Consider the following 26015-nt stretch of genomic DNA (forward strand, 5'->3'; position numbering starts at 1 on the left):
TGAGAGTGAAGACGACGGCCCGGCTAGGAAAGGCCCAAATCCGGCGGGAACGGCACCAGTGTCTCCTCCAGCGGCTTGCGCGCCAGGTCGGGGACCCGCACGCCGGGGGCCGCGTAGCCCACCGGGAACAGGATGTAGGGCCGCTCGCTGGCCGGGCGCTCGCAGATCTCCGTCAGGAACGCCATCGGGTTCGGCGTGTGCGTCAGCGTCGACAGGCCCATGGAGTGCAGCGCCGCGATGAACAGGCCGCAGGCGATGCCCACGCTCTCGTTGACGTAGTAGTGCTTGACCCGGGAGCCGTCGGGGCGGACCCCGTACTTCTGCGCGAAGCACACCACCAGCCAGGGCGCCACCTCCAGGTAGCCCTTGTCGGAGTTCGTCTCCAGCGGGGCCAGCGCCTCACGCCACTCCGGGGGCAGCCGGCCGCCCTCGTAGTTCTGGCGCTCCTCCACCTCGGCGGCCTCGCGGATGCGCTTCCTGGTCTCCCGGTCGCCGATCACCACGAACGTCCACGGCTGCTGGTGCGCGCCCGACGGCGCGGTCCCGGCCGCCCGCACGGCCAGCTCCACGGCCTCGTACGGGACCGGCTCGTCGCTGAACATGCGGACGCTGCGCCGGGAGTCGGCGAACGCGTAGAACTCCTCGCCGCGCCTGATCATCTCTTCGGGGGTGTAGCGGGGTGGGGCATAAGGGATGAAAGGGTGCTCCATGACCCCGCAGTCTCCGCACGCCTCGCTTCTGTGACAACAGGGGGCCGTCTATGCTGCACGTTTCGACACGAAATTTCGGTTTAAGGAGGCAAATATGCCAGCACGGCGTCACGGACTGGACGAACTGGACCTTCGGCTGCTGCGCCTCCTCGCCGAGCGGCCCCGCGCCGGGCTCCTGGAGATCGCCCGCCTGCTCGGCGTCGCCCGCGGCACCGTCCAGGCGCGCCTCGACCGCCTCACCGCCGACGGCGTCGTGACCGGCTTCGGCCCTGCCCTCTCCCCCGCCGCCCTCGGCTACCCCGTCCAGGCGTTCACCACCCTGGAGGTCGAACAGGCCGCCCGCGCGCACATCTCCGAAGCGCTCCACGCCATGCCCGAACTCCTGGAAGCCCACATCGTCACCGGCCCCGGCGACGTCTGGTGCCGCATCGCCGGCCGCGACAACGAACACGTCCAGCAGGTCATCGACGGCATGCTCGCCATCCCGGGCGTCCGCCGCAGCACCACCGTCATCACCCTCTCCACCGTCGTCCCCCACCGCGTCCACCCCCTCGCCGCCCACCGATTCCCCGGAAACTCTGTGCGATGATTCGGTAACGTTCCGTACATGGTGACCGCGAGACACGAGGCACTTCACCGCCTGTTCCAGGCAGAACCCTCGCTGCTTCCCCGCACGCTCCAGATCCTGGATATCCCCTTTCCGGATGAGTGCGAGGTAACAGTGATCAACGCCGATCTCACCGAGATCGTGCCGGTCGAGCGCCGTTGCGACACGCTGCTCGACGTCAGGTGCCCCGACGGGCCGTACACGATGATCATCGAATCCCAGCTGGAGGAGGACGCCGCCAAGGGCGACGCCTGGGCCTATTACGTCAGTTACCTCAAGGCCAAGTACGGCCACCAGGTCGTGCTGATCGTCATCTGCCAGAAGCCGGGCACCGCCCGGTGGGCCCGCGAGCCCAAGACCATCGGCCTGCCCGGCAGGCCCACCTCGGTCCTCTACCCGGTCGTGCTCGGGCCCGACAACGTCCCGGCGATCACGGACCGGTCCGAGGCGGCCAAGGACGTGGTGCTGGCGGCGTTCTCCGCCATCACGCACGGGACCTCACGCAGGGTGAATGTCATACTGGATGCGCTGGCAGCCGCCCTGGACACCATCGACAGCGACCATGCTGGGTTCCTCGCCGAGTTCACCGAGGTGGGTCTCGGTGACACCAAGGCCCGACGACTTTGGAGAGAGCTGATGTCCACCAAGACGTACCGCTACCAGTCCGAATTCGCTCAGCAGCTCCGCGCCGAGGGTCTCGCCGAAGGAGAGGCGAAGTCGGTGCTGAAGGTGCTGGAGCAGCGGGGGGTTCAGGTGCCCGATGCGGTGCGGGAGCGGGTGATGGCCTGTACGGACACCGACCTGCTCGACGAGCTGCTCGTGCGGTCGTTGAAGGTCAGCTCGGCGGAGGAGCTCTTCGGCTGAGTCCCGCCAGGCGATACCGTGATGTGTCACCACGTTTCACCTGGAGTGCAGCGGCATGTTCTTCGGTATCACCGACCTGTGGACCTACGTCATCGGCGCCTTCTTCATCATCCTGCTGCCGGGGCCCAACTCGCTGTTCGTGCTGACGCTGGCCGCGCAGCGGGGGGTGCGCGAGGGGTATCGGGCCGCGGCCGGGGTGTTCGTGGGCGACACGGTGCTCATGGCGCTCGCCGCCGTCGGGGCGGCCTCGCTGCTGCAGTCGTCGCCGCTGCTGTTCTCCGTCGTGAAGTACGCCGGCGCCGGCTACCTGATGTGGATCGGCTTCCAGATGCTGCGCGGGGCGTGGCGGGCCTGGCGTGACCCGTCGCCCGCCGAGGCCGCGGCGGAGGCGCGGCCGGTGCGCGACCCTCGGCCGTTCCGCAAGGCGCTCGCCATCAGCCTGCTCAACCCGAAGGCCATCCTGTTCTTCATCTCGTTCTTCGTGCAGTTCGTGGACCCCGGCTACGCGACCCCGGCGCTGTCGTTCCTCATCCTCGGGGCGATCATCCAGGTGTTCAGCCTGCTCTACCTGACGGCGCTGATCTTCGGCGGGAGCTTCCTGGCGGCGCAGTTCCGCTCGCGCAGGCGGCTGAGCGCCGGGCTGACGTCCGGCGTGGGGGCGCTGTTCGTCGGGTTCGGGGCCAAGCTGGCCACGACGTCGCTCGGCTGAACTCTTTCCCAAGCGGTATGGCGGCTCCGACATGCGGTAACGGCCGGGCGTCCGATGGAACGCGGCAAAACAGGCCGTCGCGGCCCGGGACCTCAGGTACGGTAAGCCACCGGTAAGTGACCGGCAACCCGCCGGTGCGATCGTCTCAGGCGTCAGGGTGACCGCCAGGTGACATCGAGCGGCCCATCCGGCAAGCCTGCCAGCCCGTAAGCCCGGGTAGTGCCCCGGCCATCGGCCTATCAGCGGAGTCAGCGTTGAATCATCCACCCGTGACCCTGCCCCGTCTCACCGCCCTCGCCCGCCAGGCGGCGCCCCGGCTGCTCGAAGCCGTGGTGGCGCCGATGGCGGTGTTCTACCTGGCGATGGTCGTGCTGGGGCTGCAGTGGGCGCTCATCCTGACGTGCGCCTGGGTGTACGGGGGCGTGGCGTGGCGGCTGATCAGGCGGATCCCGGTGCCGGCGACGATGCTGCTGGCCGCCGCCGCGATCACGTTGCGGACGATCGTCGGCCTGTGGACCGGCACCTGGATGTGGTACTTCATCCAGCCCGAGCTCGGCACGATCTGCATCAGCATGGCCTTCCTCGCCTCCGTACGGCTCAACCGGCCGCTCGTGCAGAAGCTCACCCTCGACTACATCCACCTGCCGAACGCGGTGCTCAAGCACGAGCGGGTACGCCGCTTCTTCGCCAGGATCACGCTGCTGTGGGCGTTCGTGCTGCTGGCCAACTCGACGGTGAGCATCGCGCTGGCCGTGTACGAGTCGCTGGCGGGATCGCTCGGCGGGTTCATGCTGCTGCGCACGTCAGCGGTGGCCGTGATGAGCGGCCTGGCGATCGCCGTCTCGGTCTTCGCCTTCAAGCGGGTGCTGCGGCGGCTGCACGTCGCCCACGGCTAGCCTCTCCACCAGCACGAATCCCCCGCACATCCCGATCACCAGCCCCGTCAGCGTGGTGAACAGCTCCACCAGCCCCGCCGCCGCCTCGATCTCGACGCCGAGCGGGCCGCCCACGATCATCACGATCAGCGCGTACATGCCCCAGCCGAACATCGCCCCCGAGCCCAGCCAGCCCGCCGCCAGCGGCTGCCAGAACGGCCTGCGCCCGCTCCCCCGCACGACGACCAGCAGCGCCGCCCCGGCCGCGATCGCCAGCCCGCCCTTCAGCACGCCCTGCGCGGCCGCCACCGCCGACAGCCCGCCGCCCAGCGCCCAGACGATCCGCGTCCCGCCGAGCAGCGCGACCACCAGCAGCGCGCCCCACCCGACGACGAGCTGGAACGGCTTGGTCGCCGGCGCGGGACCGTACCCGATCGGGGTGGAGAAGAGGGCGGGCCAGCGGTCGCGCGCGTACAGCACGAACGCCGTCAGCAGGCCCGCGCCTTGGCCGAAGAAACCGGTGTAGACGGCCAGGTAGACCCACGGCTCGATCGGGCCGCCGTTCGCGAACACCCCCACGCCCTCCAGCCCCAGGCCCAGCGGCGCGGTCATCATCACCACCGACAGCAGGCCCGTGCCCACCCACAGCGGCAGCAGCACCAGCCAGGCGGGCAGCCGCATCCCCCACCGCATCGTGAACGCCAGCGCCAGCACCAGGGCCACGGCGTCCATGCCGAACGTCAGCGCGTTCATGCCGAGCATGGTGGAGGTGCCCATGAGGTTCGGGTCCGTGACGCCCAGCGAACTGCCGGTCAGCCAGAGGATCTTGATGGTGAGGTAGGGGAGCATGGCGGCGATCGCCACGAGCGCCGCGGTGATCCGGCCGATTCCGGCCCTCGGAGTCGTCATACCCCGACCCTCCCCCGGCCCCGCCCCCCGCACCTCCCGCCCCCAGGGGACCCCCCTCCCCCCTCCGGGGGACCCCGCATGTACCGGGCCGCTCGGCGTGAGCGCCGCCGTCCCCAGCGGCGGACGCGGCCCCCGCCGTAGGGGCCTACGGGGCGGTGGCCGGCGGGGTGCCGCTCGGCGGTGGGAGGTCGCGTACGGAGGAAGGTCAGGGGAGGGTGGTGGTCAGGGTCCAGCCTTGGGGGGTGGGGCCGGCGGTGAGGGTGCCGTCGGCGAGGCGGACGCGTTCGCGGAGGCCGGCGAGACCGAGGCCGCCGCCGGCCGGGAGGGCCGGGCGGGGGGCGGTGGCGGGGCCGTTGCGGACGGTGACGCGGTGGGGGCCGATCTCGACGGTGACGGCGGCGCCCGGGGCGTGTTTGGCCGCGTTGGTGAGGCCTTCCTGGACGACGGCGTGGGCGAGGTCGGGGACGGGGCCGGTGACGTCGAGGGTGATGCGCATGCCGGAGGCGCGGGCGCGTTCGACCAGGGCGGTGACGTCCTCGTGGACGGGGACGAGCGGCGCGGTGTCGGCGTCGTCGCGGAGCACGCCGATGATCTGGTGGAGCCGTTCGGTGGCGTCGGCGGCGGCGAGGCGGAGTTCGCCGGCGGCCTTGACCTGGGCGGGGTCGAGGTTGGGCGACATTTCGAGCCCGGCGGCGCGCACGGCGATGAGGGCGAGATCGTGGCCGAGGGAGTCGTGCATGTCGCGGGCGATCCTGGCGCGTTCGCGCAGGCGGGCCTGTTCGGCGGTGGAGTGGCGGGCCTGGGCGCGTTGCTGGAGGAGGCGGCGGCGCAGGAGCCCGAGCAGGTACGGCACGGCGTAGGTGCCGGCGAGGCCGGAGGTCATGGTGACCCAGAGGGCGAGGGTGCCGCCTCTGGTCAGGACGAGGACGACGCCGATGCCGGTGGCGACGGCGGCCAGGGCGAGGGCGGGCCAGACGCGGGGCAGCCGCCGTCCGGTCAGGTACGCGTACCACATGACGAACACCGAGACCGGCAGGAGCGGGAGGATCTTGACCCCGCTGGACGGCGGCGAGAGCCAGGTGAGGTCGGTGGTGGCGAAGCCTTCGCGGAAGTCCCACGGCCCGAACGGCAGCAGCAGCGCGACGGCGGCGAGCGGCCACGGCCGGCCGACGAGGACGACCACGCCCATCAGCGCGATGCGGGGCACGGTGACCAGGGCGAAGGTGGGCAGCCCGTCGAGCGGGTCGGGGCCCATGATGGAGACCGCGACGGACAGCAGGAACCAGAGGAGCACGTCCCGGATCACCTGTTGACGGTTCGCGCGGCGCAGTCGTTTCACGGGTCCGAAGCTACCGGCGGCGCACGACCGGCCGGTGCCGCCGATGGTCGGTGCGGGACCCTGACGAAAGTCAGGGGTGGTGCGCCGTCCCCCGGCGCTGGTGGGGCTAGCACCACCACAAAGGCGGATACCTCCACTCCTGTGCCGGGCTTCCTGAACCGGTTTGATCGAAGCAGGTCGCAGGCCGCCCCTGACGAAAGTCGGGGGTGGTGCATGCCGATCGGCCGATGTGCCGGCACCCGCGGGGTTCCTAGTTTCGGAGTGCGCTGGCCCTGACCCGGCTCGGGGAAGGGCCCGCGTTCGACCGGGGGCATCCCCGATGTCCCGTCGTCCCTCACGCCACCAGGCTTGAGAGCGCTCCTGACTGATCGGAGAACACACTGATGTCCCACACCATCCTGGAGTGGCTCCAGCAGGTGATGTCGTCACCGTGGCTGTACGTCGCGCTGTTCGCGCTGGCCCTGCTCGACGGGTTCTTCCCCGTCGTGCCGGCGGAGACCTCGGTCATCACGGCCGGGGTGTTCGCGGCGAGCGGGCAGACGAACCTGGCGCTGGTCATCGTGGTGGCGGCGCTCGGCGCGTTCTGCGGCGACCACATCTCCTACCTGCTGGGCCACAAGGGCGGCGGCAGGCTGCGGGAGCGCAAGGCGTTCGTGTGGGCGCGCGGCGCGCTGGCGGAGCGTGGCGGGCTGGTGCTGGTCGTGGCCCGGTACGTCCCGGGCGGGCGGACGGCGACGACGCTCACGATGGGCGCGGTGCGCTATCCGCTGCGGTCGTTCACGTTCTTCGACTCGATCGCGGCGGTCTCGTGGGGCGTCTATTCGGGGCTGATCGGGTTCTTCGGCGGGATGGCGTTCGAGAACGACCCGATCAAGGGTCTGCTGCTCGGCCTGGGCATCGCGCTGTCGGTCACGGCCGTCGTGGAGATCGTCCGGTGGATCAGGAAGCGGCGCGCCATCAAGGCTTCTCCCGAGCGCCTTCCGGCGGACACGTCCGTTTGACCCTTTTTGGCGACTATCCAGGTTGAAAGGAGTGGGCATGACTGTGCTGGCCGCGGTGATCGCCCTGATCGGTTCGCTGTTCTTCGCGCTCGGAGCCGCGTTGCAGCAGTTCGAAGCGGTCGGCACGGCCAAGCCCGGCCTGCTCGCCCTGCTCCGGCGGCCGCGCTGGCTCATCGGCGGCGCGTCGATCCTGGTGGGAGGCGGGTTGCACATCGTGGCGCTCGGCCTCGGCCCGCTGACGGTCGTCCAGCCGATGGGCGTGGCGAGCCTGCTGTTCGCGCTGCCGATCGCCGCCACGCTGCACGGCCGCAGGCCGGAGCGGCGGGAACTGGCCGCGGCGGGCGTGGTGGCCGCGGGGCTGATCGGGCTGGTGCTGCTGGTGCCGGAGTCCGACGGCCCGACCAGGCTCGACCCGACCGGCGTGCTCACGCTGCTCGGCGTCGCCGGGGTGGCGGCGGTGCTGCTGTGGGCGGGGTCGAAGGCCGCCTCCCACGCGGGCCGGGCCGCGCTCCTGGCGACGGCCTCGGGGGTCCTCTACGGCGCCACCGCCACGCTCCTGCGGGTGCTCGTCGACGGCGGCTGGAACTGGTGGTACCTGCTGGCGCTGCCCGTCCCGGCGCTGCTGGCGCTGATGATGCTGCAGCGCGCCTACGCCGTCGGCCACTTCGGGGTGTCCTTCGCCTCGCTGCAGATCGCCGACCCGCTCACCGCCGTCGCGTTCGGCGCGCTGCTGCTCGGTGAGCCGGTGCCGACGGGGGTCCTGCCGATCGCGGCGGCGGCGCTGACCGCCGCCGGAACCGTCGCCCTGGCCCGCACCACGCCGCTGGAGGCCAGGACATGACCGCCACAGCGCGCACCACACACGTGAAGCTCCTCCAACCTCGACACAACGGAGTCACCACCATGGCCATGCCCCTGCACGCGGTCGACGATTCGGCCGCCCTCGTCCCGGTCCCCGCCCGCCCGCGCCGCATCCTGATCTCCACCGACACCTACCCGCCCGACGTGAACGGCGCCGCCTACTTCACCCACCGGCTGGCCACCGGCCTGGCCGAGCGCGGCAACGAGGTGCACGTGGTGTGCCAGTCGGACCTGGGCCCGGCCAGCGCGGACGTGGTCGACGGGGTGATCGTGCACCGGCTGCGCTCGGCTCCGGTCCTGGTCCACCCGACCATGCGGGTGACCGTCCCGACGCGGCTGGACCGGCTCGTCGCCGCGATCGAGCCGGACGTGCTGCACACGCAGGGCCACTTCGTCGTCGGCCGGGCGGCCATCGCCGCAGCCCGCCGCCGCGACATCCCGGTGGTGGCGACCAACCACTTCATGCCGGACAACCTCTTCCAGTTCGGCCACATCCCGGCGCGGCTGCGGGCCAAGGCCGGGCGGCTGGCCTGGCGCGACTTCGGCCGCATCTTCGGCAAGGCCGACCACATCACGACGCCGACGCCGCTGGCCGCCAAGCTGCTGAGCGACCAGGGCTTCACCCGCGAGGTGGAGGCGGTGTCGTGCGGCATCGACCTGGCCCGGTTCCAGCCTCGGGCGGAGCCGAAGGCGTGGGCGCGCAAGGCGTTCGGGCTGCCGGACCGGCCCACGGTCCTGTTCGTCGGCCGGCTCGACGAGGAGAAGCGGCTCGACGAGATCGTCCGCGCGCTCCCGTACGTGCTGAACGACACCGACGCGCAGGTGGCGTTCGTCGGCAAGGGCAACCAGCGCGAGGTGCTGGAGCGGCTGGCCCGGCGCATCGGGGTGGGCGAGCGGACGTTCTTCCTCGGCTTCGTGCCGGACGAGAGCATGCCGCAGGCGTTCGCCGCGGCCGACGTGTTCGCCATGCCGGGCGTCGCCGAGCTGCAGAGCATCGCCACGCTGGAGGCGATGGCGTCGGGGCTGCCGGTGGTGGCGGCCGACGCGATGGCGCTGCCGCACCTGGTGGCGGGCAACGGCTACCTGTACGAGCCGGGCGACGTGATGGCGCTGGCCCGGCACCTGTCCGGCATCCTCTCGGACGACGCGCTCCGGGAGCGGCTGGGCAAGGCCAGCCGCGAGCTGGCGCTCACCCACGATCACCAGACGTCGCTCGCCCGGTTCGAGCAGATCTATGACGAGGTCACGCGATGACATCCAGGCAGGGCGCCCCGCAGGGCGCGATCGGGTTCGCCGTCGGCGGGACGGTGGCGGGGGCGCTGGTCGCCGTGCTCGCCCTCGGTTACGCGCAGCTCGCGCTGCCGTCGCAGCCGCTGCTGAGCGACTACGCGCTGGTGGCCGGGGGGCTGCTGCCCGTGCTGGCCGGCATGCTGGCGCTCGCGGGGGCGTGCCTGACGCTGGCGTACGGGCTGGCCGTACGGGAGCCGGGGCGCACGGCGGCGACCAGGGTGCTGCTGCTGGCGGCGGCGGCCGGGCTGATGATGAGCGCGGTCTTCCCCACCGATCCGGGCGGGTCGGAGATCGGCACGCTGACCGGGGAGATCCACCGGTGGGCCGCCGCCGTCGTCTTCACCACGCTGCCGGTGGCCGGGTGGTCGCTGGCGCGGGGCCGGGAGGCGCTGCCGCGCTGGAACGCGGTCCGGGCGCTGAGCCTGACGTCCGTGGTCGCGCTGGCCGTCTACCTGGCGGCGCACCCCGCCTCGTTCACCTCGGCGTGGATCGGCGGCGCCGGCTACTACGGCCTGCTGGAGCGGGCGCTGGTGGTGGCCGAGATCGCGCTGATCGTCGCCATGGCGGTGGCCGCGGGCGGGCGCGCCGTCGCCGCCCGGACGCCGCTTCCCGTCCCGGCGGCCGAGCCGGTGCGTCCGCCGCAGGAGAGCGAGCGGCTGGTCGCCTGATCAGCGCGGACGACCGGCATGGTTAGACGGGCGGCGAACCGTTGCCGGGCTAGCGTGATCACATGCTCGTCACACGTCATTCCGAAGCCTGTTCCGTGCTCGCCGACTCCCGGTACGTGCCGCCGCCCGTGCGGCAGGGCGCGCCGGTGGGGACGCTCGCCTGGCTGCGCGCCCGGGTGTCCAGGTTCAGCTCCGGGGAGGAGCACGCGCGCCGCCGGGCGACGCTGTCGGCGCCGCTCGCCCGGTTCGGCCCGGCGGTGCTGCGGGAGGCGGCCCGGGCGCTGACGGCGGCCCGGCGGGGCGAGTGGCGGGACGTGCCCACGGAGGTGCTGGGCGAGGCGCTCGGGTTCGCGGAGCCCGGCCGCCTGGCCGAGGCCGTCCGGGCGGCGGCGCCCGGCTACCTGTCCGGCGAGGAGTCCGGCGCGGCCGACGCGGCCGTGGCCGAGCTGGTGAAGCTCGCCGAGCGGGCGGCCGGGCCGGAGGACGAGCGGATCGCCCTGGTCACGCTGCTGCTGCAGGCGCACGCCTCCGTCGAGGGGCTGATCGGCAACGCGCTGGCCCACGCGGCGCCCGGCGTCGCGGTGGACGACCTGCTGCACGAGACGCTGCGGCACGACCCGCCGCTGAAGGTGACGCGGCGGGTGGACCGCGAGAGCGGGGACGAGGTGGTGATCGACCTGGTGGCCGCCAATCGCGACCCTGAGGTGTTCGCGTCGCCGGAGCGGTTCGACCCGGCTCGCGGGGAGGCGCCGCATCTGACGTTCGGCGCCGGGCTGCGGCCCTGCCCGGCGTCGCGGCACGCGCTGGCGCTGGCCGCCGGGGTGCTCGACGCGCTGGTGGAGATCGGGGAGGGACGATGAGCGAGAGGTTCCGGGCGCTGCACCGGCCGGGCGAGCCGCTGCTGCTGCCCAACGCGTGGGACTACGGGTCGGCCGCGGTGCTGGCCGGGGAGGGGTACGCGGCCGTCGGCACCACCAGCCTGGGCGTGTCGGCCGTGTACGGCAAGCCTGACGCGGGCGGCGCGACCAGGGACGAGACGGTGGCACTCGCCGCGACGCTGCGGACGCTGGACGTGCTGGTCAGCGTCGACGTCGAGGGCGGGTTCAGCGACGACCCCGGCGAGGTGGCCGAGCTGATCGCGACCCTGGCGGGGCTGGGCGTGGCCGGGGTCAACCTGGAGGACGGCCGGGCCGACGGCACGCTGCGGCCGATCGGCGTCCACCAGGCGATCATCGAGGCGGCCCGTGGGCACGGCGTGTTCGTCAACGCGCGGACCGACACCCGCTGGCTGGGGACCGGCGACACGCTGGAGCGGGTGCGCGCGTACGGGCACGCGGACGGCATCTTCGTGCCCGGTCTGAGCGATCTGGGGGAGATCGCCCGGCTGGTAGAGAGCACGCCGCTGCCGGTGAACGTGCTCTACCAGCCGGGCGGCCCGTCGCTCGCCGAGCTGGCCGGGGTGGGCGTCGCCCGGGTGAGCACCGGCTCGCTGCTCTACCGGGCGAGCCTGCGCGGCGCCCTGTCGGCGCTGCGGGCCGTACGCGGACAGGACGAGCCGGAGCTGCCCTCCTACGCGGACATCACCGCCATGCTGCCCGAGCCACGATAATCGGGGCATGCGCTTCGAGATCCTGGGCCCCAGCGCCGCGCTGGGCGACGACGGCACCCCGGTGCCGCTGGGCGGGCCCCGGGTGCGCGCGCTGCTCGCGCTGCTGGCGCTGGAGGCCGGCCGGGTGGTGGGCGCCGAGCAGCTCGTCGACGGCCTGTACGGGTCGCGCCCGCCGGAGGGGGTCGCCAACGCGCTGCAGTCGCAGGTGTCGAGGCTGCGCCGGGTGCTGGGGCGGGACCGGGTGGAGTTCCACCCTGCGGGCTACCGGCTGGTGGCCGATCCGCTGGACGTCGACGCGCACCGGTTCGAGCGGCTGGCCGGTCAGGGCCGGGAGGCGCTGGCGGCCGGTGACGCGCGCCGGGCGGCGGCGCTGCTGCGCGAGGCGCTGGAGCTGTGGCGCGGGGCGGCGCTGGCCGACGCGCCGCACGCGGAGGCGGCGGCGGCCCGGCTGTCGGAGCTGCGCCTGGCCGCCGTCGAGGACCGCGTCCAGGCCGACCTGGCGCTGGGCGGCCACCGCGAGGTCGTCGCCGAGCTGAGACGGCTGACCGCCGACCATCCGCTGCGCGAGCGGCCGCGCGCCCAGCTCATGCGCGCCCTGTACGGCAGCGGCCGGCAGGCGGAGGCGCTGGCCGCGTTCGAGGAGGGGCGGCGCATCCTGGACGAGGAGCTGGGCGTCGAGCCGGGCCCGGAGCTGGCCGCCGCCCACCTGGCGGTGCTGCGGGCCGATCCGTCCCTGGGCGCGCCGGCGGCGGGCTCGACCCGGCAGGGGCTGCGCGCCCAGCTCACCAGCTTCGTAGGCCGGGCCGAGGAGCTCGCTCAGGTGCGCGCCGAGCTGGCCGAGGCCAGGCTCGTCACGCTGATCGGCCCGGGCGGCTCCGGCAAGACGCGGCTGGCGGGTGAGGTGGCCGGGCGGGCCGAGGGCGACGTGTGCTTCGTGCAGCTCGCGCCGGTGTCCGACGGCGCGGAGGTGGCGGCGGCGGTGCTGGCCGCGCTGGACATCCGCGACCGCACGCACGGCGCCGAGCTGCCCGCCGTCGAGCCGGCCGAGCGGCTGGTCACCGCGCTCGCCGACCGCACGCTGCTGCTCGTCCTGGACAACTGCGAGCACCTGGTCGAGGCCGCGGCGGACCTGGCCGACCTGCTGCTGGCCTCCTGCCCGGGGCTGCGCGTGCTGGCGACCAGCAGGGAGGCGCTCGGCATCATCGGCGAGCGCATCCTGCCGGTGCCGCCGCTGCGGCTGCCGCCGCCGGACGCCGCCGACCCGCTCGGCTATCCGGCGGTGCGGCTGTTCGCCGACCGGGCGGCGGCGGTGCGGCAGGGGTTCACGGTCGGCGACGGCAACGCCGCGGACGTGACGCGCATCTGCCGGGCGCTCGACGGGCTGCCGCTGGCCATCGAGCTGGCCGCGGCCCGGCTGCGCACGCTGACGGTGCGGGAGGTGGCGGCGCGGCTGGACGACAGGTTCCGGCTGCTGGCGCGCGGGAGCCGGACGGCGCTGCCCCGGCACCAGACGCTGCGCGCGGTGGTGGCGTGGAGCTGGGACCTGCTGGACGAGGCGGAGCAGCGGCTGGCCAGGCGGCTGACGGTGTTCGTGGGCGGGGCGACGGCGGAGGCCGCCGAGCGGGTGTGCGGGGAGCCGGAGGAGGTGCTGTTCTCGCTCGCGGAGAAGTCTCTGGTCGAGTCCGTCGGCGGCCATTACCGGATGCTGGAGACGATCCGGGCGTTCTGCGCGGAGCGGCTGGAGGAGTCGGGCGAGAGCCACGAGCTGCGCGACAGGCATGCCGCCTACCACCTGGAGCTGGTCCGCACCGCCGACGCCCACCTGCGGCGGAGCGAGCAGCTGGAGTGGCTGGCCCGGCTGGACTCCGCCGGCGACGACCTGAACGCGGCGGTGCGGTGGGCGACGGAGTCGGGCCGGACCGAGCTGGCGCTGCGCCTGGTGGCCTACTCCGCCTGCTACTGGTGGATGCGCGGGCACCGGGTCACCAGCGCGACGCTGGCGGCCGACCTGCTGGGGCGGCTGGACGACACGGTCCCGGAGGGCATGGACGAGGAGTACGCGATGTGCGTGCTCGTCGCCGCCTGGACCGGGCGGGCGATCGACGACCAGATGGCGGCGCGGCTGGAGGCGCTGCACGGGCTGCTGCCGGAGGAGTACCTGCTGCGGCGGCTGGAGTTCCTGACGCTGCTGCTGCCGATGTTCACCGGCCCGCCCACCGACTACCGGTCGGTGGACGTCGCCCGGCAGCTCGTCGATCGGCTGCCGCCCTGGCAGCGGGCGCTCATGCACAGCGGCGAGGCGTTCATCATGCAGTTCGAGGGCCGGCTGGAGGAGGCCAAGGCGCAGTTCGAGCAGTCGCTGGACATCTTCCGGGCGATGGGCGAGCGGTGGGGCGCCATGCTCGTGGTGTCGGGGCTCGGCGACGTGGCGTTCATGCAGGGCGACTACGCGGCCTCGGCGGCGATGGCCGACGAGGCGCTGCGGCTGTCGCGCGAGCTGGGCGCGCTGGCCGACACCAGCGACAACCTGTGCCGCCGGGCCGACACCCGGGCGCGGGTCGGCGACCTGGAGGGGGCGCGTGCCGACTACCGGGAGGCCGCGCGCCTGTCGCGGCGGATCGGCGCGTCCGACACGCTGGCCCGGGCGCACTGCGGGCTGGGCGAGCTGGCGCTGGCCGCGGGCGATCTCGCCACGGCGCGACGGTGGGCCGAGCAGGCGAGCCAGGAGTGCCCGGAGGAGTGGCACAGCACCGCCGACGTGCGCGAGCGCGTCGCCGCCCTGCTGACGCGGGCCGGCGGGGCCGTCAGCCGGCGGTAGGCGGGCGGTCAGCGCCTGCCGCGACAGTGGCGGCATGACGAAGAAATGGGCCAGTCTGGCTGTCGCCTGCCTGGCCACGCTCCTGCTCTCGCTGGACATGACGGTCCTGCATCTCGCACTGCCCCGGCTGGTCGGCGACCTGGGCGCGAGCTCGACCGAGCTCCTGTGGATCGGCGACATCTACGGGTTCGCGCTGGCCGGCCTGCTCATCACGATGGGCAACCTCGGTGACCGGATCGGCCGCAAGCGGCTGCTGCTGATCGGGGCGGTGGCGTTCAGCGCGGCCTCGGCGGTCACCGCGTACGCGCCCAGCCCCGAGCTGCTGATCGTGGCCAGGGCGCTGCTGGGCGTGGCCGGGGCCACGATCATGCCGTCCACGCTGTCGATCATCCGCAACGTGTTCACCGACGCCGCCGAGCGGACCACGGCCATCGGGATCTGGAGCGGCATGAGCGCCGCCGGGTTCGCGGTGGGGCCGGTGGTGGGCGGGCTGCTGCTCGACCACTTCTGGTGGGGCTCGGTCTTCCTGATCAACCTGCCGATCATGGCCGTGGTGCTGGTGTGGGGCTTCCTGGTGCTGCCGGAGTCGCGCAACCCGGAGGCCGGGCGGATCGACCTGCCGAGCGTGGTGCTCTCGTTCGCCGGGGTCGTGGCGGTCATCTACGCGGTCAAGGAGGTGGCGCACCGGGGTCCCGACGCGGACGTGCTCGTCGCCGCCGCGCTGGGCGTGCTCTGCCTGGTGGTCTTCGTGTGGCGGCAGACGCGGCTGGCCGAGCCGCTGATCGACGTGCGGCTCTTCCGCAGGCGCGCGTTCACCGCGTCCATCAGCACGAACCTGCTGGCCATCTTCACGATGATGGCGATGTCGCTGATCTTCGCCTGGTACTTCCAGCTCGTGCTGGGCTGGTCGCCGCTGCAGGCGGGGCTCGCGGGGCTGCCGGGCGGCCTGAGCGGCGCCATCGGCGGCATCCTGGCCGGCAAGCTCATCGGCGTCATCGGCAGGAACGGCGTGGTCGCGCTGGGGCTGGCGATGAACGCGCTGTCGTTCCTCTACTACAGCACGCTCGGCATGGAGGTGAACTACCTGGCCATCGCCGCCGTGATGATGCTGGGCGGCATGGGGATCGGCCTGGCGTTCACCGTCAACAACGACAACGTGCTGGCCACGGCGCCGGCGCGGCGGGCGGGGGCGGCCGCGGCGGTGTCGGAGACGTCGTTCGAGCTGGGCGGCGCGCTGGGCATCGCGATTCTCGGCACGGTGCTCAACAGCACCTACACGAGCGGGGTGCGGGTGCCCGCCGGGGTGCCGGCGGAGCCGGCCAGGGAGTCGATCGCCGGGGCGATGGCGCTGGCCGAGACGCTGCCCGCCGAGCAGGCCGGGCAGCTCGTGCAGGCGGCGCGGACGGCGTTCGTGGAGGCGGTGCACGTCACCTCGCTCGCCACGGCCGGCATGCTGGCGCTGGTGGCTCTGCTGGCGCTGGTCGGGTTGCGCGGCGTGCCGAAGGTCATCCCCGAGGAAGTGCTGGCACGCGCTCACTCGTGACGGCCGGGCGGGGCAGCAGGGCGCGGCGGCGGGCCAGGACGAGGGCCGCCGCCAGGCCGGTGATCAGCGGCGGCACGACGAAGGCGAGCGACGGGCCGAACCGGTCCACGAGCTGCCCGGCCGCCGACGAGCCGACGGCGATGCCCAGCCCGATGGCGCCGTTGAGCCAGGTGAACGCCTCGGTGCGGGCGGTGGCGGGCACCAGTCCGTCGATGATGGTGTAGCCGGTGATCACGACGGGCGCGATCACCAGCCCGGCCAGCGCCGCCGCGCCGTACAGCAGGGGCAGGGAGCCGGCGAGGACGAGGGCGCTGGTCGCGGCGGCGAGCAGGACGAGCCCGCAGCCGAGCCGGACGGTCGCGGGGACGCGCCAGCGCACGGCCCCGTACAGCAGCCCGCCGGCCAGGCTCGCGCCGGAGAACGCGCCGTAGACGGGTCCGGCGGAGGCGGCGGTGCCCAGGGCCTCGGTGAGCGAGGTGATGCCGACCTGGAGGCTGCCGAACACCGACCCCATCGCGAGGAAGGCGGTCGCCAGCAGCGCCACGCCGCGCAGGCGCAGCACCCCGGCCGCCCGCCCCGGGCCGGGCGAGGCCGCCGAGCGGGCCGAGCCCGGCGGGGCGGCGGTGCGCACGGCGGCGAACGTGAGCGTGCCGGTGACGACGAGCACGAGCGCCACCAGCAGCGCCACCACCGGCGAGTACGACGTCGACAGGGCGACGAGGACGACCGGGGCGAGGGTGAAGGTGAGCTCGTCGGTGACGGACTCGACGGCGAAGGCGGTGTTGAGCTCCGGGCCGCTGAGCCGGTGCGCCCATCGGGCCCTGACCATCGCGCCCACCTGGGGCGCGCTCGCGCCGGTCAGCGCGGCGGCGGCGACCAGCAGCGGCACGGCGGCGTGGGCGGCGGCCAGCGCCACCAGCCCGCCGAGTGCCAGCGCGTGCGCGGCGACCTGCGGGACGAGGACCCTGGCCTGGCCGTGGCGGTCGGCGAGCCGGCCGAAGCGGGGCCCGGCGAGGGCCTGGGACACGGCGGCCGCCGCGGCGGCGACGCCCGCCGGCCCGTAGGCGCCGGTGGACCATTCCACCAGCAGCAGGACGCCGAGCTGGGTCATCGCGAACGGCAGCCGGGCCACGAGCGCGGGCAGCAGGAAGCGCCAGGCGCCGGGCGTGGCCAGCACCGGGAGGTAGCTCTTCAAAGGGGGGTCTCCGTCCAGGTCAAGACGGAGCCGTCCCGGAGGAGCGCACCGTCTGGTGGGCTTCGACCGGGGTGATACCGGCAGGAGGGCCGGCCGCCGAGCGGTCAATCAGGCGCGTGCGAGACGCGACGGAGTCATCCTACGCGGTCGGCCCGGCCTCGCAGGCCCGGGTCCTGCTGGGCGCGAGGGCGTCCAGGCGGTCGCCGACGAGCTTGGCCAGGCCCTCGATGGTGGCGATGCCGTGGCTCTCGCCGGGCTGGTGGTCGGTCTGGACCGACAGCAGCAGGTCGCGCCCCGGCCCGGTGACGCGGCCGTAGCTGGTGACGGCCCAGGTGTTGTGCACGAACGGCCGGGGCGTCCAGCCGTTCTTGAGCGCCACCCGGTCGCCGGGCCTGGCGGCGGCGCTGACGCCCCAGTCCTGGTCGCGGTGGACGCGGCCCATCAGCCCGAGCACGTGCTCCCGGTCGGCGGCCCGCAGTCCTCTGCCGCCTTCGGCGAGCAGTTTGAGCAGCTTGACGCGGTCGGCGGGCGTGGTGGTGGTACCGCCCCAGTAGCGGCCCGCTCCGGGCGTCGTCTCGCGCAGGCCGAGCTTGCGGTAGAAGGCGGCCAGCCCGGGGCCGCCGCCGGCCCGCCACCACAGCGTGTCGGCGGCCTGGTTGTCGCTCTCCCTGATCATGCGCGCGGCCAGGTCGCGTTCGCTGCCGCGCAGCGGCTGCTTCCGGCGGGCCAGCAGGGCCATGAGGATGTCGACCTTGGACCCGCTGGCGGTGATCATGCCCCGTTCGTGCGCGCGGTGGCCGATCGTCACGCCGGAGACCAGGTCGAGCGCGCTGTAGGCGACGCGCCCCGGCCTGCGGTCGAGGTAGCGGGCCACCTGGCGTGTCAGCCTGGCCTTGGCCGTCCGGCCCGCCTTCGCGTCGGGCAGCGTCAGCACGCACCGGGCCGCCGCGGCGGGCAGCCGCGCCGCCACGCCCGCCGAGCCCCGCACGGGCGCCGCGGCCTCGCTCTCGCACCCCGTCACCAGCAGCAGAACCGCCACCGCGGCCCATGATCGCGCACGCACGCCCTACCCCCCGTGATCTCACCGGGGGTCAGCCGATCTCCTGCCCAGCCGCCGCGCGCGCCAACCCTAGAGGTGCTCGCGCAGGAACCCGGCCGTCGCCTCGACGGCCTGCGTCACGTACGGCTCGCGGTCGTAGAGGTCGACGTGCTGCTTGGCGTCGATCCAGACGAGCCGCTTGGGCTCGTCGAGCCGCTTGTACGCCTCCTCGGCGCCCTCCGGCGAGCAGAACCGGTCCACGACGCCGTGCACGATCAGCGCCGGGCGGGGCGACAGGAAGTCGGCGCCCATCATGTTGTCCATCGTGACCAGCTCGCGGACGCTCGCCCGGGTGACCCGGTTCTCCCAGTGGGGGGACGCGGAGCGGTCGGTCCCGTAGTAGGCGTACGGCTCGTCGCCGGGCATGGCGGCCTCGCCCTCCTCGGCCACCGCGGGCAGGTAGGCGACCGGCCCGCCCTGGTCCTGGCGCTCCAGCACCTCGGCGAACGAAGCCAGCACCGCCGCGTAGTCCATGCCCGACCGCATCGCGTACGGGTTGTTGTAGGCCCCGGCGATGCCCGCGAACGCCTTGACGCGGGGGTCGAAGGCGGCGAACTTGAGCGCGTAGCCGCCGCCCAGGCAGATGCCCACGGCCCCGATCCGGCCGGGGTCGACCTCGGGCCGGGCGCGCAGGAACGACACCGCCGCGCGCAGGTCGTGCAGCTTGCCCTGGGGGTCCTCGTGGCAGCGCGGCTCGCCGCCCGACTCGCCCCAGTTGCGGTGGTCGAAGGCGAGCGTGACGAAGCCCTCGGCGGCCAGGCGCTCGGCGTAGAGCCCGGTGACCTGGTCACGCACGCCCGTGAAGGGGCCGGTGAACACGAGGGCGGGGTGCGGCCCCGGCCCGCCGGGCACCCGCAGGTCTCCCACCAGCACGACGCCGTCGACGGCGAACTCGACTCTCATGCTCCCAGTGTGACGCGGAACGCCCGCGGCGCGGGGCCGCGGGCGTCGCGATCAGGAGTCGAAGCCGAGCCCCATCCGGTCCAGGGTGCGCAGCCACAGGTTGCGCCTGCCCTGGTGCTGGTCAGCCTGGGCGATGGACCAGCGGGTGAACTGGATCACCCCCGACCGCACCGGCTCGGGCGGGAACGGGACGGGCTTCTCCTTGACCATGCGCAGCTCGGTCCGCTCGGTCCGCTCGCCGGAGAGCAGGTCGAGCATGACGTTGGCGCCGAAGCGGGTGGCGCCGACGCCCATGCCGGTGTAGCCGGTGGCGTAGGCGAGCCTGCCGCCGTGCGCCTGCCCGTAGAAGGCGCTGAACCGGCTGCACGTGTCGATCACGCCGCCCCACCGGTGGGTGAAGCGCACCTCGTCGAGCTGCGGGAACGTGGTGTAGAAGTGCCCGGCGAGCTTGACGAACGTCTCGTCGCGCTGGTCGTACTCGGCCTTGACCTGGCCGCCGTTGTAGTAGACGGCGTCGTAGCCGCCCCACAGGATGCGGTTGTCGTCGGTCAGCCGGTAGTAGTGGAACTGGTTGGCCGAGTCGCCGACGCCCTGCCGGTTGCGCCAGCCGATCTCGGCGAGCTGGGCGTCGCTGAGCGGCTCGGTCATCAGCGCGTAGTCGTACACCGGCACCACGAAGTGCTTGAGCCGGCGCAGCAGCGGCGGGAAGACGCCGGTGCCGAGCGCCACCCGGCGGCCGGACACGGCGCCCCGGGGGGTGCGCAGCTCGATCGTGACGCCGTCGTCGTGCATCGAGCGGACCGGGCTGCGCTCGTACACCCGCACGCCGAGGCGCACGCACGCGTCGCGCAGTCCCCAGGCGAGCCGGGCCGGGTCGAGCATGGCGCAGCCGCTGCGCTCCCACAGCCCGCCCAGGTAGGTGGGCGAGTTGACCTCGGCCCGGACCTGGTCCTGGTCGAGGGGCACGTAGTCGAGGCCGAGCCGGTCGATGACGTCGAGGTTCTCCTGGAGAGCGTCGAGCTGCCACGGCTCGGTGGCGACGTTGAGCTCTCCGGTGCGTTCGAAGGAGCAGTCGACGCCGTAGCGCTCCAGCGTCCGCTCGATCTCGTCGAGGTTGTCGGCGCCCATGCGCTCCAGCCGGTCGATCTCGTCCGGCCAGCGCTCCAGCCCGTTGGACAGGCCGTGGGTGAGGGTCGCCATGCAGAATCCGCCGTTGCGGCCGGATGCCGCCCAGCCGATGCGGCGGCCCTCCAGCAGGACGACGTCCTGGCCGGGGTCGCGTTCCTTGGCCATCAGGGCCGTCCACAGCCCCGAGAAGCCTCCGCCGACGACGACGAGGTCGGCGGTGGTGTTGCTGTCGAGCCGCGGTCGCGGCTCGGGTCTGGCCGGGCTGTCCAGCCAGTACGGCTTGCGCTCCGCGTCAGCCAGCGCCTTCAGCGGATCCACAAATCCCACTTCCCTTACGGTGTCTTAATTTGTGAAATTGCGGGACCAAATTGGTGATCACGCGCGGGTTCCCCCCGCCGGAATCCGATCTCGCCTCCCTGTTCTGGGTCGGAAACTGCTCGTGGCCGAGAAGTACGTGTCACATCCGGCGGCGGGCGGCGACCGCGTTGACGATCGCGATCAGCACGCCGATGCCGAAGATCAGCGTACCCATCACGTTCACCTGCGGAGGAATGCCCGTCTTCACCGACCCGATGATCCACAGCGGGAACGTCGGGGTGGAGCCGTTGACGAAGCTCGTGACGACATAGTCGTCGATGGACAGCGCGAACGCCAGCATCGCCCCGGCCAGCACGCCGGGCATGATCGACGGCAGCGTGACCTGCCGGAACGTGCCCCACGCGGACGCGCCGAGGTCCTTGGCCGCCTCCTCCAGCGCCGGGTCCAGCGTGACGACCCTGGCCCGGACCGTCACGGTCACGAACGACAGCGAGAACAGCACGTGCGCGATCGTGATCGTCATCGCGTCACGCCAGACGCCGGCCGAGACGAACAGCGACAGCAGCGACGCGCCCATGACCAGCTCGGGCGTGGAGATCGCGGCGAACACCAGGAAGTTCGTCGCGCCCCGGCCGCGGAAGCGGTGCCTGCCGAGCGCCAGCCCCAGCGTCGTGCCGAGCACCACGGTGATGACGGTGCTGGCCAGCGCGATCTTCAGCGAGTTCGCGAGCGCCTCGGTCAGGCCCTCGATCGCGAACAGCTCCTCGTACCAGCGCAGCGTGAAGCCCTGCCAGCTCGCGTTGGACTTGCTCTGCTTGTCGTTGAAGCCGAACAGCACCATGACCGCGATCGGCGCCGACAGCCAGGCGATGATGAGCCAGGTGTAGGCGTGCAGCAGCCGGTCGCCCAGCCTGCCGCCCCTCATCGGGCCGCCGCCTCGAGGACGTTCTCGGTGCCCAGCACCCTGGCGTACGCGAAGATGCCCACCAGCAGCACCGCCATCAGCGTGAACGACAGCGCCGAGGCCGTCGGGTAGTCGTTGTTGACCAGGTACTCGGTCTGGATGATGTTGCCGATCATGGTGTTGCCGGTGCCGCCGAGCACCTGCGCGTTGACCGGGTCGGCCGTCGCCGGCACGAACGTCATCAGCACCCCGGCGAACACGCCCGGCAGCGACAGCGGCAGCACCACCTTGCGGAAGGCCGCCCCGCGCGTCGCGTACAGGTCCTGGGCCGCCTCCACCACGCGCGGGTCGACCCGCTCCAGCGCCACGTAGATGGGCAGGATCATGAACGGCAGCCAGTTGTACGTCAGCCCCGCCACCACCGCGAACGCCGTGGCGAGCACGTGGAAGCCGGCCGGCAGCAGCCCCCACGACTTCAGCGTGCCGAGCAGGACGCCGTCGTCGGCCAGCAGGAAGCCCCACGAGATCGTGCGCAGCACGAACGACACGAAGAACGGCAGCAGCAGCAGGAACAGGTAGACCGACTTGCGGCTGCCGCCCTTGAACGCGATCCAGTACGCCACCGGGTAGCCGATGACCAGCATCGCCACCGTGGCGCACGCCCCGTACACGAGGGAGCGGACGAGCTGGGTGCTGTAGCCGCCGATGGCGTCGCCGTAGTTGGAGACGCTGAACGTCATGACGAAGCCGTCGATCACGTTGCCGGTCTGCAGCGACACCGATGCCATCGCGGCCAGCGGCACCACCAGGAAGATCGCCAGCCACATCCAGCCCGGCAGCGCGAGCAGGTAGGGGGTGAGACGTCGCATCGGCCTAGGCCTGGGTGATCGACTGGAAGATCGGGTTGAACACCTGCTCCTGCGCCGTGGTCAGCTTGGTGTAGTTGCGCAGCTTGGCGTAGTCGGCCTCGGTGGGGAACATCAGCGGGCTGTCGGCCATGTCGAGCAGCGCCTGCTTGTCCTCGCCCGAGGCGGTCCCGGCCTTCTTGCGCAGCAGGTCCTGCACGGCGGGCACCGGCGTGACGAACTGGATGAACTCATCCAGCTCGGCGGCGATCTCCGGCTTGTAGAAGTAGTCCATCAGCGTCATGGCGTCGACCGGGTTGGCGGCGTTCTTGGGGATGAGCATGTTGTCGGTCCAGATCGTGCCGCCCTCCTCGGGCACGTAGAACTTGACCGGCTCACCCGCGAGCTGCCGCTGGAACACGTCGCCCGACCAGGCCATGGTCAGCCACACGTCGCCCCGGGAGACGGCGTCGATGTAGTTCTGGTCGTAGTACTTGCGCACGATCCCGGCCTCGCGCTGCGCCTTGAGCTTCTCGCCGGCCCGCTTCCAGTCGTCCTCGGTGGACTTCTCCGGGTCGACGCCGAGGGCGATCATGCCGAAGTTGCCGATCTCCTGGGCGTCGGCCATCATGCCGACCCGGCCCTCGTACTTGGCGTCGAACAGCGCCTCGATGCTGGTCAGCTCGTCCTTGACGTACTTGGTGTTGTACGCGATCCCGGTCACGCCGGAGGCGTAGGGCATCGTGTAGACGTTGCCGGGGTCGTAGGAGCGCTCCTTGTACTTGGCGCCCGCGTTGGCCTGGAAGTTCGGCATCCTGCTCTGGTCGAGCGCCACCGCGTAGCCGAGCTCGATCATGTGCTGGAGCTGGATGCCGTTGGTCATCACGACGATGTCGTAGCCCAGCGACTGGCCCGCCCGCAGCACCGGGTCGGCCTTGCCGAAGAACTCCGCGTTCTCGTTGATGTCCTCTTTGTACTCGTAGGAGATGCCGGTCTCCTGCTGGAACTTCTTCAGCGGCCCGTGGTCCTCGGGCATGTACTCGGGCCAGTTGGCGAAGACGACCTTGCCGTTCTTCTTCTGCTTGGCCCAGAAGTCCTTGACGGCGTCGGGCTTGGGGGGCGCGGCCTTCTGGCCCTGAACGCCGCAGGCGGCCAGCGCGAGCCCGGCGGCGGACAGGCCGGCCAGCCTGAACGCGTCGCGGCGGGTGCGGGGCTGGGTCATCCCTCTGACGAGGGCGGGGGTGTGCAGGCGGTCCATGATGTGCTATCGACTCTCCATCACGTAGGAGTGGCGCGCCTGCCACGACAGCCACACGGAGTCGCCCCGCTCCGCGGTGGTGGTCGCGTCCTGCGCGTTCTGCTGGAACACCGTGATCTCGGCCCCGTCGGCGAGGGTCACGGCATAGCTGGTGTAGGTGCCCAGGTAGACGACCTCCGCCACGGTGCCCGGCAGCGCGCTCAGCTCGCCGTCGGGCTTGTCCGCGGAGATGCGGATCTTCTCGGGCCGGATCGTCACCGACACCACGCCGTCGTGGCCGGGCACCAGCACCCGGCCGCCGCCGGTCTCCAGCACGCCGCCGGCCGCGGTGCCGGACAGCAGGTTGGAGGTGCCGATGAAGCCCGCCACGAAGGTGCTGGCGGGCCGCTCGTAGATCTCGCGCGGCCCGGCGAGCTGCTCGACGAGGCCGTCGTTCATGACCGCGATGCGGTCGCTCATGGTCAGCGCCTCGCTCTGGTCGTGCGTCACGTACACGAACGTGATGCCGACCTCGCGCTGGATGCGCTTGAGCTCCAGTTGCATCGCCTGGCGGAGCTTGAGGTCGAGCGCGCCGAGCGGCTCGTCGAGCAGCAGCGCGCGCGGCCGGTTGACCAGCGCCCGGGCCAGCGCGACCCGCTGCTGCTGCCCGCCGGACAGCTCGCGCGGGCGGCGCTTCTCCCGGCCGCCGAGGTCGACGATCTCCAGCATCTCGCCGACCCGCCGCCGGATCTCCTCCTGCGGCGTCTTCTTCTGCTTCAGCCCGAAGGCCACGTTGTCCCACACGCTCATGTGCGGGAACAGCGCGTAGGACTGGAAGACCATGTTCACGTCACGCCGGTTCGGCGGGACGTTCGTGACGTCCTGGCCGTGCAGCCGGACCACGCCCTTGGAGGGCTCCTCGAAGCCCGCGATCATGCGCATCGTCGTGGTCTTGCCGCACCCGGACGGGCCGAGGAGGGAGAAGAACTCCCCCTCGGCGATGTCCAGCGTCACGCCCTTGACCGCCTGGACGACCTCGCCATGTGAGAGGTATTCCTTGACAACCCCCTCAAGCTCGATCGCACTCCGCTCGATCAAACCTTGCTCGGCCATATCCAGGTTTCGTCCCTTGTACGTTATTCGCCGATGTAGTGCATGACGTGCTTGACCCTCGTGTAGTCGTGCAGGCCGAACACCGAGAGGTCCTTGCCGTAGCCGGAGTGCTTGAAGCCGCCGTGCGGCATCTCCGAGACGAACGGGATGTGCGTGTTGACCCACACGACGCCGAAGTCGAGCCGGTTCGACATCCGCATGGCCCGGCCGTGGTCGGAGGTCCACACCGAGCTGCTCAGCCCGTAGCGGACGTCGTTGGCCTTGGCCAGGGCGTCGGCCTCGTCGGTGAACGTCTGGACGGTGATGACGGGGCCGAAGACCTCGTTCTGCACCATCTCGTCGTCCTGCTTGAGGCCGTCGATGACGGTCGGGGCGAAGAAGTAGCCCTTCTCGCCCACGCGGTGACCGCCGGTGAGCACCTTGGCGTGCGCGGGGGCGCGCTCGACGAAGCCCTGCACGCGGGCGAGCTGCTGCTCGTTGTTGAGCGGGCCGTACAGCGCGTCCTCGTTGGACAGGTCGCCGGTCACGGTCGCGGCGGCGGCCTCGGCGAGCGCGGCGGCGAACTCGTCGTGGACGCTCTCCTGCACGAGCACGCGGCAGGCGGCGGTGCAGTCCTGGCCGGCGTTGTAGAGGCCGGCGACGGCGATGTCGGCGGCGGCCTTGCGCAGGTCCTTGACGTCGTCGAAGACCACGACGGGCGCCTTGCCGCCGAGCTCCAGGTGGACGCGCTTGAGGTCGTCGGCGGCGCTCCTGGCCACCGACATGCCCGCGCCGACAGAGCCGGTGATGGCGACCATGGCGGCGGTCGGGTGACCGACGACCAGGGCGCCGGTCTCGCGGTCACCGGTGACGACGTTGAACACGCCCGCGGGCAGCACGCTGCCCAGGATCTCGGCCAGCTTCAGCGTGGAGGCCGGGGTGGTGTCGGACGGCTTGAGCACGATCGTGTTGCCGGCCGCCAGCGCGGGGGCGATCTTCCAGACCGCCATCATCATCGGGTAGTTCCACGGCGTGACCTGGCCGATGACGCCGATCGGCTCGTGCCTGATGACGCTGGTGTGCTCGGCCAGGAACTCCCCGGCCGTCGGGCCCTCCAGGGTGCGGGCGGCGCCGGCGAAGAAGCGGAAGTGGTCGGCGGCGACCGGGGTCTCGTCCTCGGCCATGCGGGCGCGCGGCTTGCCGGTGTTGAGGCACTCGGCCTCGTTGATCTCGTCGGCCCGCGCCTCGATCGCGTCAGCGACCTTGAGCAGCAGGTTCGCCCGCTCCCCCGGGGTCGTCCGCCCCCACGACTCGAACGCGGCTGCCGCGGCGGCGTACGCCGCGTCGACGTCCTCAGCGCCGGAGATCGGGGCCTGGAGGTAGGCCTCCCCGGTGCACGGGTCGACGACGTCGGAGAAACGGCCGCTCTTGGCGTCCACGAACTCACCGTTGACGTAGTTCTGCAGACGGGTGGTCAAGGTGATGACCTCC

The 26015-nt window shown here is 72.4% G+C and carries 24 protein-coding genes; 12 read left to right on the forward strand and 12 right to left on the reverse strand.

The genetic code is table 11. The annotated features are described in order from the left end of the window. Positions 1-23 precede the first annotated feature (23 nt). Positions 24-710 carry a nitroreductase family protein gene (locus AB0J53_RS34910; protein ID WP_364180250.1) on the reverse strand — a complete coding sequence of 229 codons (687 nt, stop codon included), beginning with the start codon at positions 708-710 and terminating at the stop codon, positions 24-26. Positions 711-804: 94 nt separating this feature from the next. On the opposite strand from AB0J53_RS34910, the gene AB0J53_RS34915 reads away from it, so the two are divergent. From AB0J53_RS34915 to AB0J53_RS34930, 4 genes are all read left to right on the forward strand, one after another. Next, positions 805-1299, forward strand: coding sequence for an Lrp/AsnC family transcriptional regulator (locus AB0J53_RS34915; protein ID WP_364180252.1), 495 nt, complete (start codon positions 805-807; stop codon positions 1297-1299). An 18-nt stretch (positions 1300-1317) separates the two neighbouring features. After that, positions 1318-2181: a hypothetical protein gene (locus tag AB0J53_RS34920; RefSeq protein WP_364180254.1), complete on the forward strand. Its 864-nt coding sequence runs from the start codon at positions 1318-1320 to the stop codon at positions 2179-2181. 55 nt (positions 2182-2236) lie between these two features. Continuing rightward, positions 2237-2890, forward strand: coding sequence for a leucine efflux protein LeuE (gene leuE / locus AB0J53_RS34925; protein WP_364180256.1), 654 nt, complete (start codon positions 2237-2239; stop codon positions 2888-2890). 269 nt (positions 2891-3159) lie between these two features. Continuing rightward, positions 3160-3786, forward strand: a complete 627-nt coding sequence (locus tag AB0J53_RS34930; protein ID WP_219517247.1) for a VC0807 family protein — start codon at positions 3160-3162, stop codon at positions 3784-3786. On the opposite strand, the gene AB0J53_RS34935 is transcribed toward AB0J53_RS34930, so the two are convergent. Next, positions 3694-4674 (reverse strand): hypothetical protein, encoded by a 981-nt coding sequence (locus tag AB0J53_RS34935; protein ID WP_364180258.1) that lies wholly within the window; start codon positions 4672-4674, stop codon positions 3694-3696. The genes AB0J53_RS34930 and AB0J53_RS34935 overlap by 93 nt on opposite strands. 205 nt (positions 4675-4879) lie before the next feature. Continuing rightward, positions 4880-6013, reverse strand: coding sequence for a histidine kinase (locus AB0J53_RS34940; protein ID WP_364180260.1), 1134 nt, complete (start codon positions 6011-6013; stop codon positions 4880-4882). Between the two features lie 383 nt (positions 6014-6396). Here AB0J53_RS34940 and AB0J53_RS34945 point away from each other — a divergent pair, with 383 nt between their 5' ends. The 8 genes from AB0J53_RS34945 (at position 6397) to AB0J53_RS34980 (ending at position 15803) form a co-directional block, all read left to right on the forward strand. Then, positions 6397-7014, forward strand: coding sequence for a DedA family protein (locus AB0J53_RS34945; protein WP_364180262.1), 618 nt, complete (start codon positions 6397-6399; stop codon positions 7012-7014). 37 nt (positions 7015-7051) lie between these two features. Continuing rightward, complete coding sequence (locus tag AB0J53_RS34950) at positions 7052-7855, forward strand: DMT family transporter (protein WP_364180264.1); 804 nt, start codon at positions 7052-7054, stop codon at positions 7853-7855. A 68-nt stretch (positions 7856-7923) separates the two neighbouring features. Then, complete coding sequence (locus AB0J53_RS34955; RefSeq protein WP_364180492.1) at positions 7924-9129, forward strand: glycosyltransferase; 1206 nt, start codon at positions 7924-7926, stop codon at positions 9127-9129. Further along, complete coding sequence (locus tag AB0J53_RS34960) at positions 9126-9833, forward strand: DUF998 domain-containing protein (protein ID WP_364180266.1); 708 nt, start codon at positions 9126-9128, stop codon at positions 9831-9833. Before AB0J53_RS34955 ends, AB0J53_RS34960 begins: the two co-directional genes overlap by 4 nt. 62 nt (positions 9834-9895) lie before the next feature. Beyond that, positions 9896-10693: a cytochrome P450 gene (locus AB0J53_RS34965; RefSeq protein ID WP_364180268.1), complete on the forward strand. Its 798-nt coding sequence runs from the start codon at positions 9896-9898 to the stop codon at positions 10691-10693. Continuing rightward, on the forward strand, positions 10690-11442 hold the full coding sequence (locus tag AB0J53_RS34970) for an isocitrate lyase/phosphoenolpyruvate mutase family protein (protein WP_364180270.1): 753 nt from the start codon (positions 10690-10692) through the stop codon (positions 11440-11442). The genes AB0J53_RS34965 and AB0J53_RS34970 overlap by 4 nt, the downstream gene beginning before the upstream one ends. A 7-nt stretch (positions 11443-11449) precedes the next feature. Next, positions 11450-14260, forward strand: a complete 2811-nt coding sequence (locus AB0J53_RS34975; protein ID WP_364180272.1) for a BTAD domain-containing putative transcriptional regulator — start codon at positions 11450-11452, stop codon at positions 14258-14260. Between the two features lie 34 nt (positions 14261-14294). Further along, entirely contained in the window at positions 14295-15803 is a 1509-nt protein-coding gene (locus AB0J53_RS34980) for a DHA2 family efflux MFS transporter permease subunit (RefSeq protein WP_364180274.1), read from the forward strand. Here the strand turns inward: AB0J53_RS34980 and AB0J53_RS34985 are convergent. The 9 genes from AB0J53_RS34985 to AB0J53_RS35025 form a co-directional block, all read right to left on the reverse strand. Next, positions 15766-16998 carry an MFS transporter gene (locus AB0J53_RS34985; protein ID WP_364180276.1) on the reverse strand — a complete coding sequence of 411 codons (1233 nt, stop codon included), beginning with the start codon at positions 16996-16998 and terminating at the stop codon, positions 15766-15768. The genes AB0J53_RS34980 and AB0J53_RS34985 overlap by 38 nt on opposite strands. Positions 16999-17137: 139 nt before the next feature. Then, entirely contained in the window at positions 17138-18037 is a 900-nt protein-coding gene (locus AB0J53_RS34990) for a serine hydrolase (protein WP_357590384.1), read from the reverse strand. A 90-nt stretch (positions 18038-18127) separates the two neighbouring features. Next, positions 18128-19000, reverse strand: a complete 873-nt coding sequence (locus AB0J53_RS34995) for an alpha/beta hydrolase (protein ID WP_364180279.1) — start codon at positions 18998-19000, stop codon at positions 18128-18130. Between the two features lie 51 nt (positions 19001-19051). Next, positions 19052-20446, reverse strand: coding sequence for an FAD-dependent oxidoreductase (locus tag AB0J53_RS35000; RefSeq protein ID WP_364180494.1), 1395 nt, complete (start codon positions 20444-20446; stop codon positions 19052-19054). Between the two features lie 139 nt (positions 20447-20585). Further along, positions 20586-21371, reverse strand: coding sequence for an ABC transporter permease (locus AB0J53_RS35005; protein WP_219509971.1), 786 nt, complete (start codon positions 21369-21371; stop codon positions 20586-20588). Then, complete coding sequence (locus AB0J53_RS35010; protein ID WP_219509973.1) at positions 21368-22219, reverse strand: ABC transporter permease; 852 nt, start codon at positions 22217-22219, stop codon at positions 21368-21370. Before AB0J53_RS35010 ends, AB0J53_RS35005 begins: the two co-directional genes overlap by 4 nt. Before the next feature lie 4 nt (positions 22220-22223). Then, a complete protein-coding gene (locus AB0J53_RS35015) occupies positions 22224-23453 on the reverse strand; it encodes a spermidine/putrescine ABC transporter substrate-binding protein (protein ID WP_364180282.1) in 1230 nt (409 codons plus the stop codon). Positions 23454-23459: 6 nt separating this feature from the next. Next, positions 23460-24530 (reverse strand): ABC transporter ATP-binding protein, encoded by a 1071-nt coding sequence (locus AB0J53_RS35020; protein WP_364180284.1) that lies wholly within the window; start codon positions 24528-24530, stop codon positions 23460-23462. A gap of 38 nt (positions 24531-24568) precedes the next feature. Continuing rightward, complete coding sequence (locus tag AB0J53_RS35025) at positions 24569-26002, reverse strand: gamma-aminobutyraldehyde dehydrogenase (protein ID WP_364180286.1); 1434 nt, start codon at positions 26000-26002, stop codon at positions 24569-24571. Positions 26003-26015: the final 13 nt, after the last annotated feature.

The organism is Nonomuraea sp. NPDC049725 (assembly GCF_040674795.1).
In the GTDB taxonomy this organism is placed as follows: Bacteria; Actinomycetota; Actinomycetes; order Streptosporangiales; family Streptosporangiaceae; genus Nonomuraea; species Nonomuraea ceibae.

What these genes read in the sequence shown, in the direction of transcription:
- AB0J53_RS34910 (WP_364180250.1), bottom strand. Translation starts at nt 710, where the DNA reads ATGGAGCACCCTTTCATCCCTTATGCCCCACCCCGCTACACCCCCGAA.
- AB0J53_RS34915 (WP_364180252.1), top strand. Translation starts at nt 805, where the DNA reads ATGCCAGCACGGCGTCACGGACTGGACGAACTGGACCTTCGGCTGCTG.
- AB0J53_RS34920 (WP_364180254.1), top strand. Translation starts at nt 1,318, where the DNA reads ATGGTGACCGCGAGACACGAGGCACTTCACCGCCTGTTCCAGGCAGAA.
- leuE (WP_364180256.1), top strand. Translation starts at nt 2,237, where the DNA reads ATGTTCTTCGGTATCACCGACCTGTGGACCTACGTCATCGGCGCCTTC.
- AB0J53_RS34935 (WP_364180258.1), bottom strand. Translation starts at nt 4,674, where the DNA reads ATGACGACTCCGAGGGCCGGAATCGGCCGGATCACCGCGGCGCTCGTG.
- AB0J53_RS34945 (WP_364180262.1), top strand. Translation starts at nt 6,397, where the DNA reads ATGTCCCACACCATCCTGGAGTGGCTCCAGCAGGTGATGTCGTCACCG.
- AB0J53_RS34950 (WP_364180264.1), top strand. Translation starts at nt 7,052, where the DNA reads ATGACTGTGCTGGCCGCGGTGATCGCCCTGATCGGTTCGCTGTTCTTC.
- AB0J53_RS34955 (WP_364180492.1), top strand. Translation starts at nt 7,924, where the DNA reads ATGCCCCTGCACGCGGTCGACGATTCGGCCGCCCTCGTCCCGGTCCCC.
- AB0J53_RS34960 (WP_364180266.1), top strand. Translation starts at nt 9,126, where the DNA reads ATGACATCCAGGCAGGGCGCCCCGCAGGGCGCGATCGGGTTCGCCGTC.
- AB0J53_RS34965 (WP_364180268.1), top strand. Translation starts at nt 9,896, where the DNA reads ATGCTCGTCACACGTCATTCCGAAGCCTGTTCCGTGCTCGCCGACTCC.
- AB0J53_RS34970 (WP_364180270.1), top strand. Translation starts at nt 10,690, where the DNA reads ATGAGCGAGAGGTTCCGGGCGCTGCACCGGCCGGGCGAGCCGCTGCTG.
- AB0J53_RS34975 (WP_364180272.1), top strand. Translation starts at nt 11,450, where the DNA reads ATGCGCTTCGAGATCCTGGGCCCCAGCGCCGCGCTGGGCGACGACGGC.
- AB0J53_RS34980 (WP_364180274.1), top strand. Translation starts at nt 14,295, where the DNA reads ATGACGAAGAAATGGGCCAGTCTGGCTGTCGCCTGCCTGGCCACGCTC.
- AB0J53_RS34995 (WP_364180279.1), bottom strand. Translation starts at nt 19,000, where the DNA reads ATGAGAGTCGAGTTCGCCGTCGACGGCGTCGTGCTGGTGGGAGACCTG.
- AB0J53_RS35005 (WP_219509971.1), bottom strand. Translation starts at nt 21,371, where the DNA reads ATGAGGGGCGGCAGGCTGGGCGACCGGCTGCTGCACGCCTACACCTGG.
- AB0J53_RS35010 (WP_219509973.1), bottom strand. Translation starts at nt 22,219, where the DNA reads ATGCGACGTCTCACCCCCTACCTGCTCGCGCTGCCGGGCTGGATGTGG.
- AB0J53_RS35015 (WP_364180282.1), bottom strand. Translation starts at nt 23,453, where the DNA reads ATGGACCGCCTGCACACCCCCGCCCTCGTCAGAGGGATGACCCAGCCC.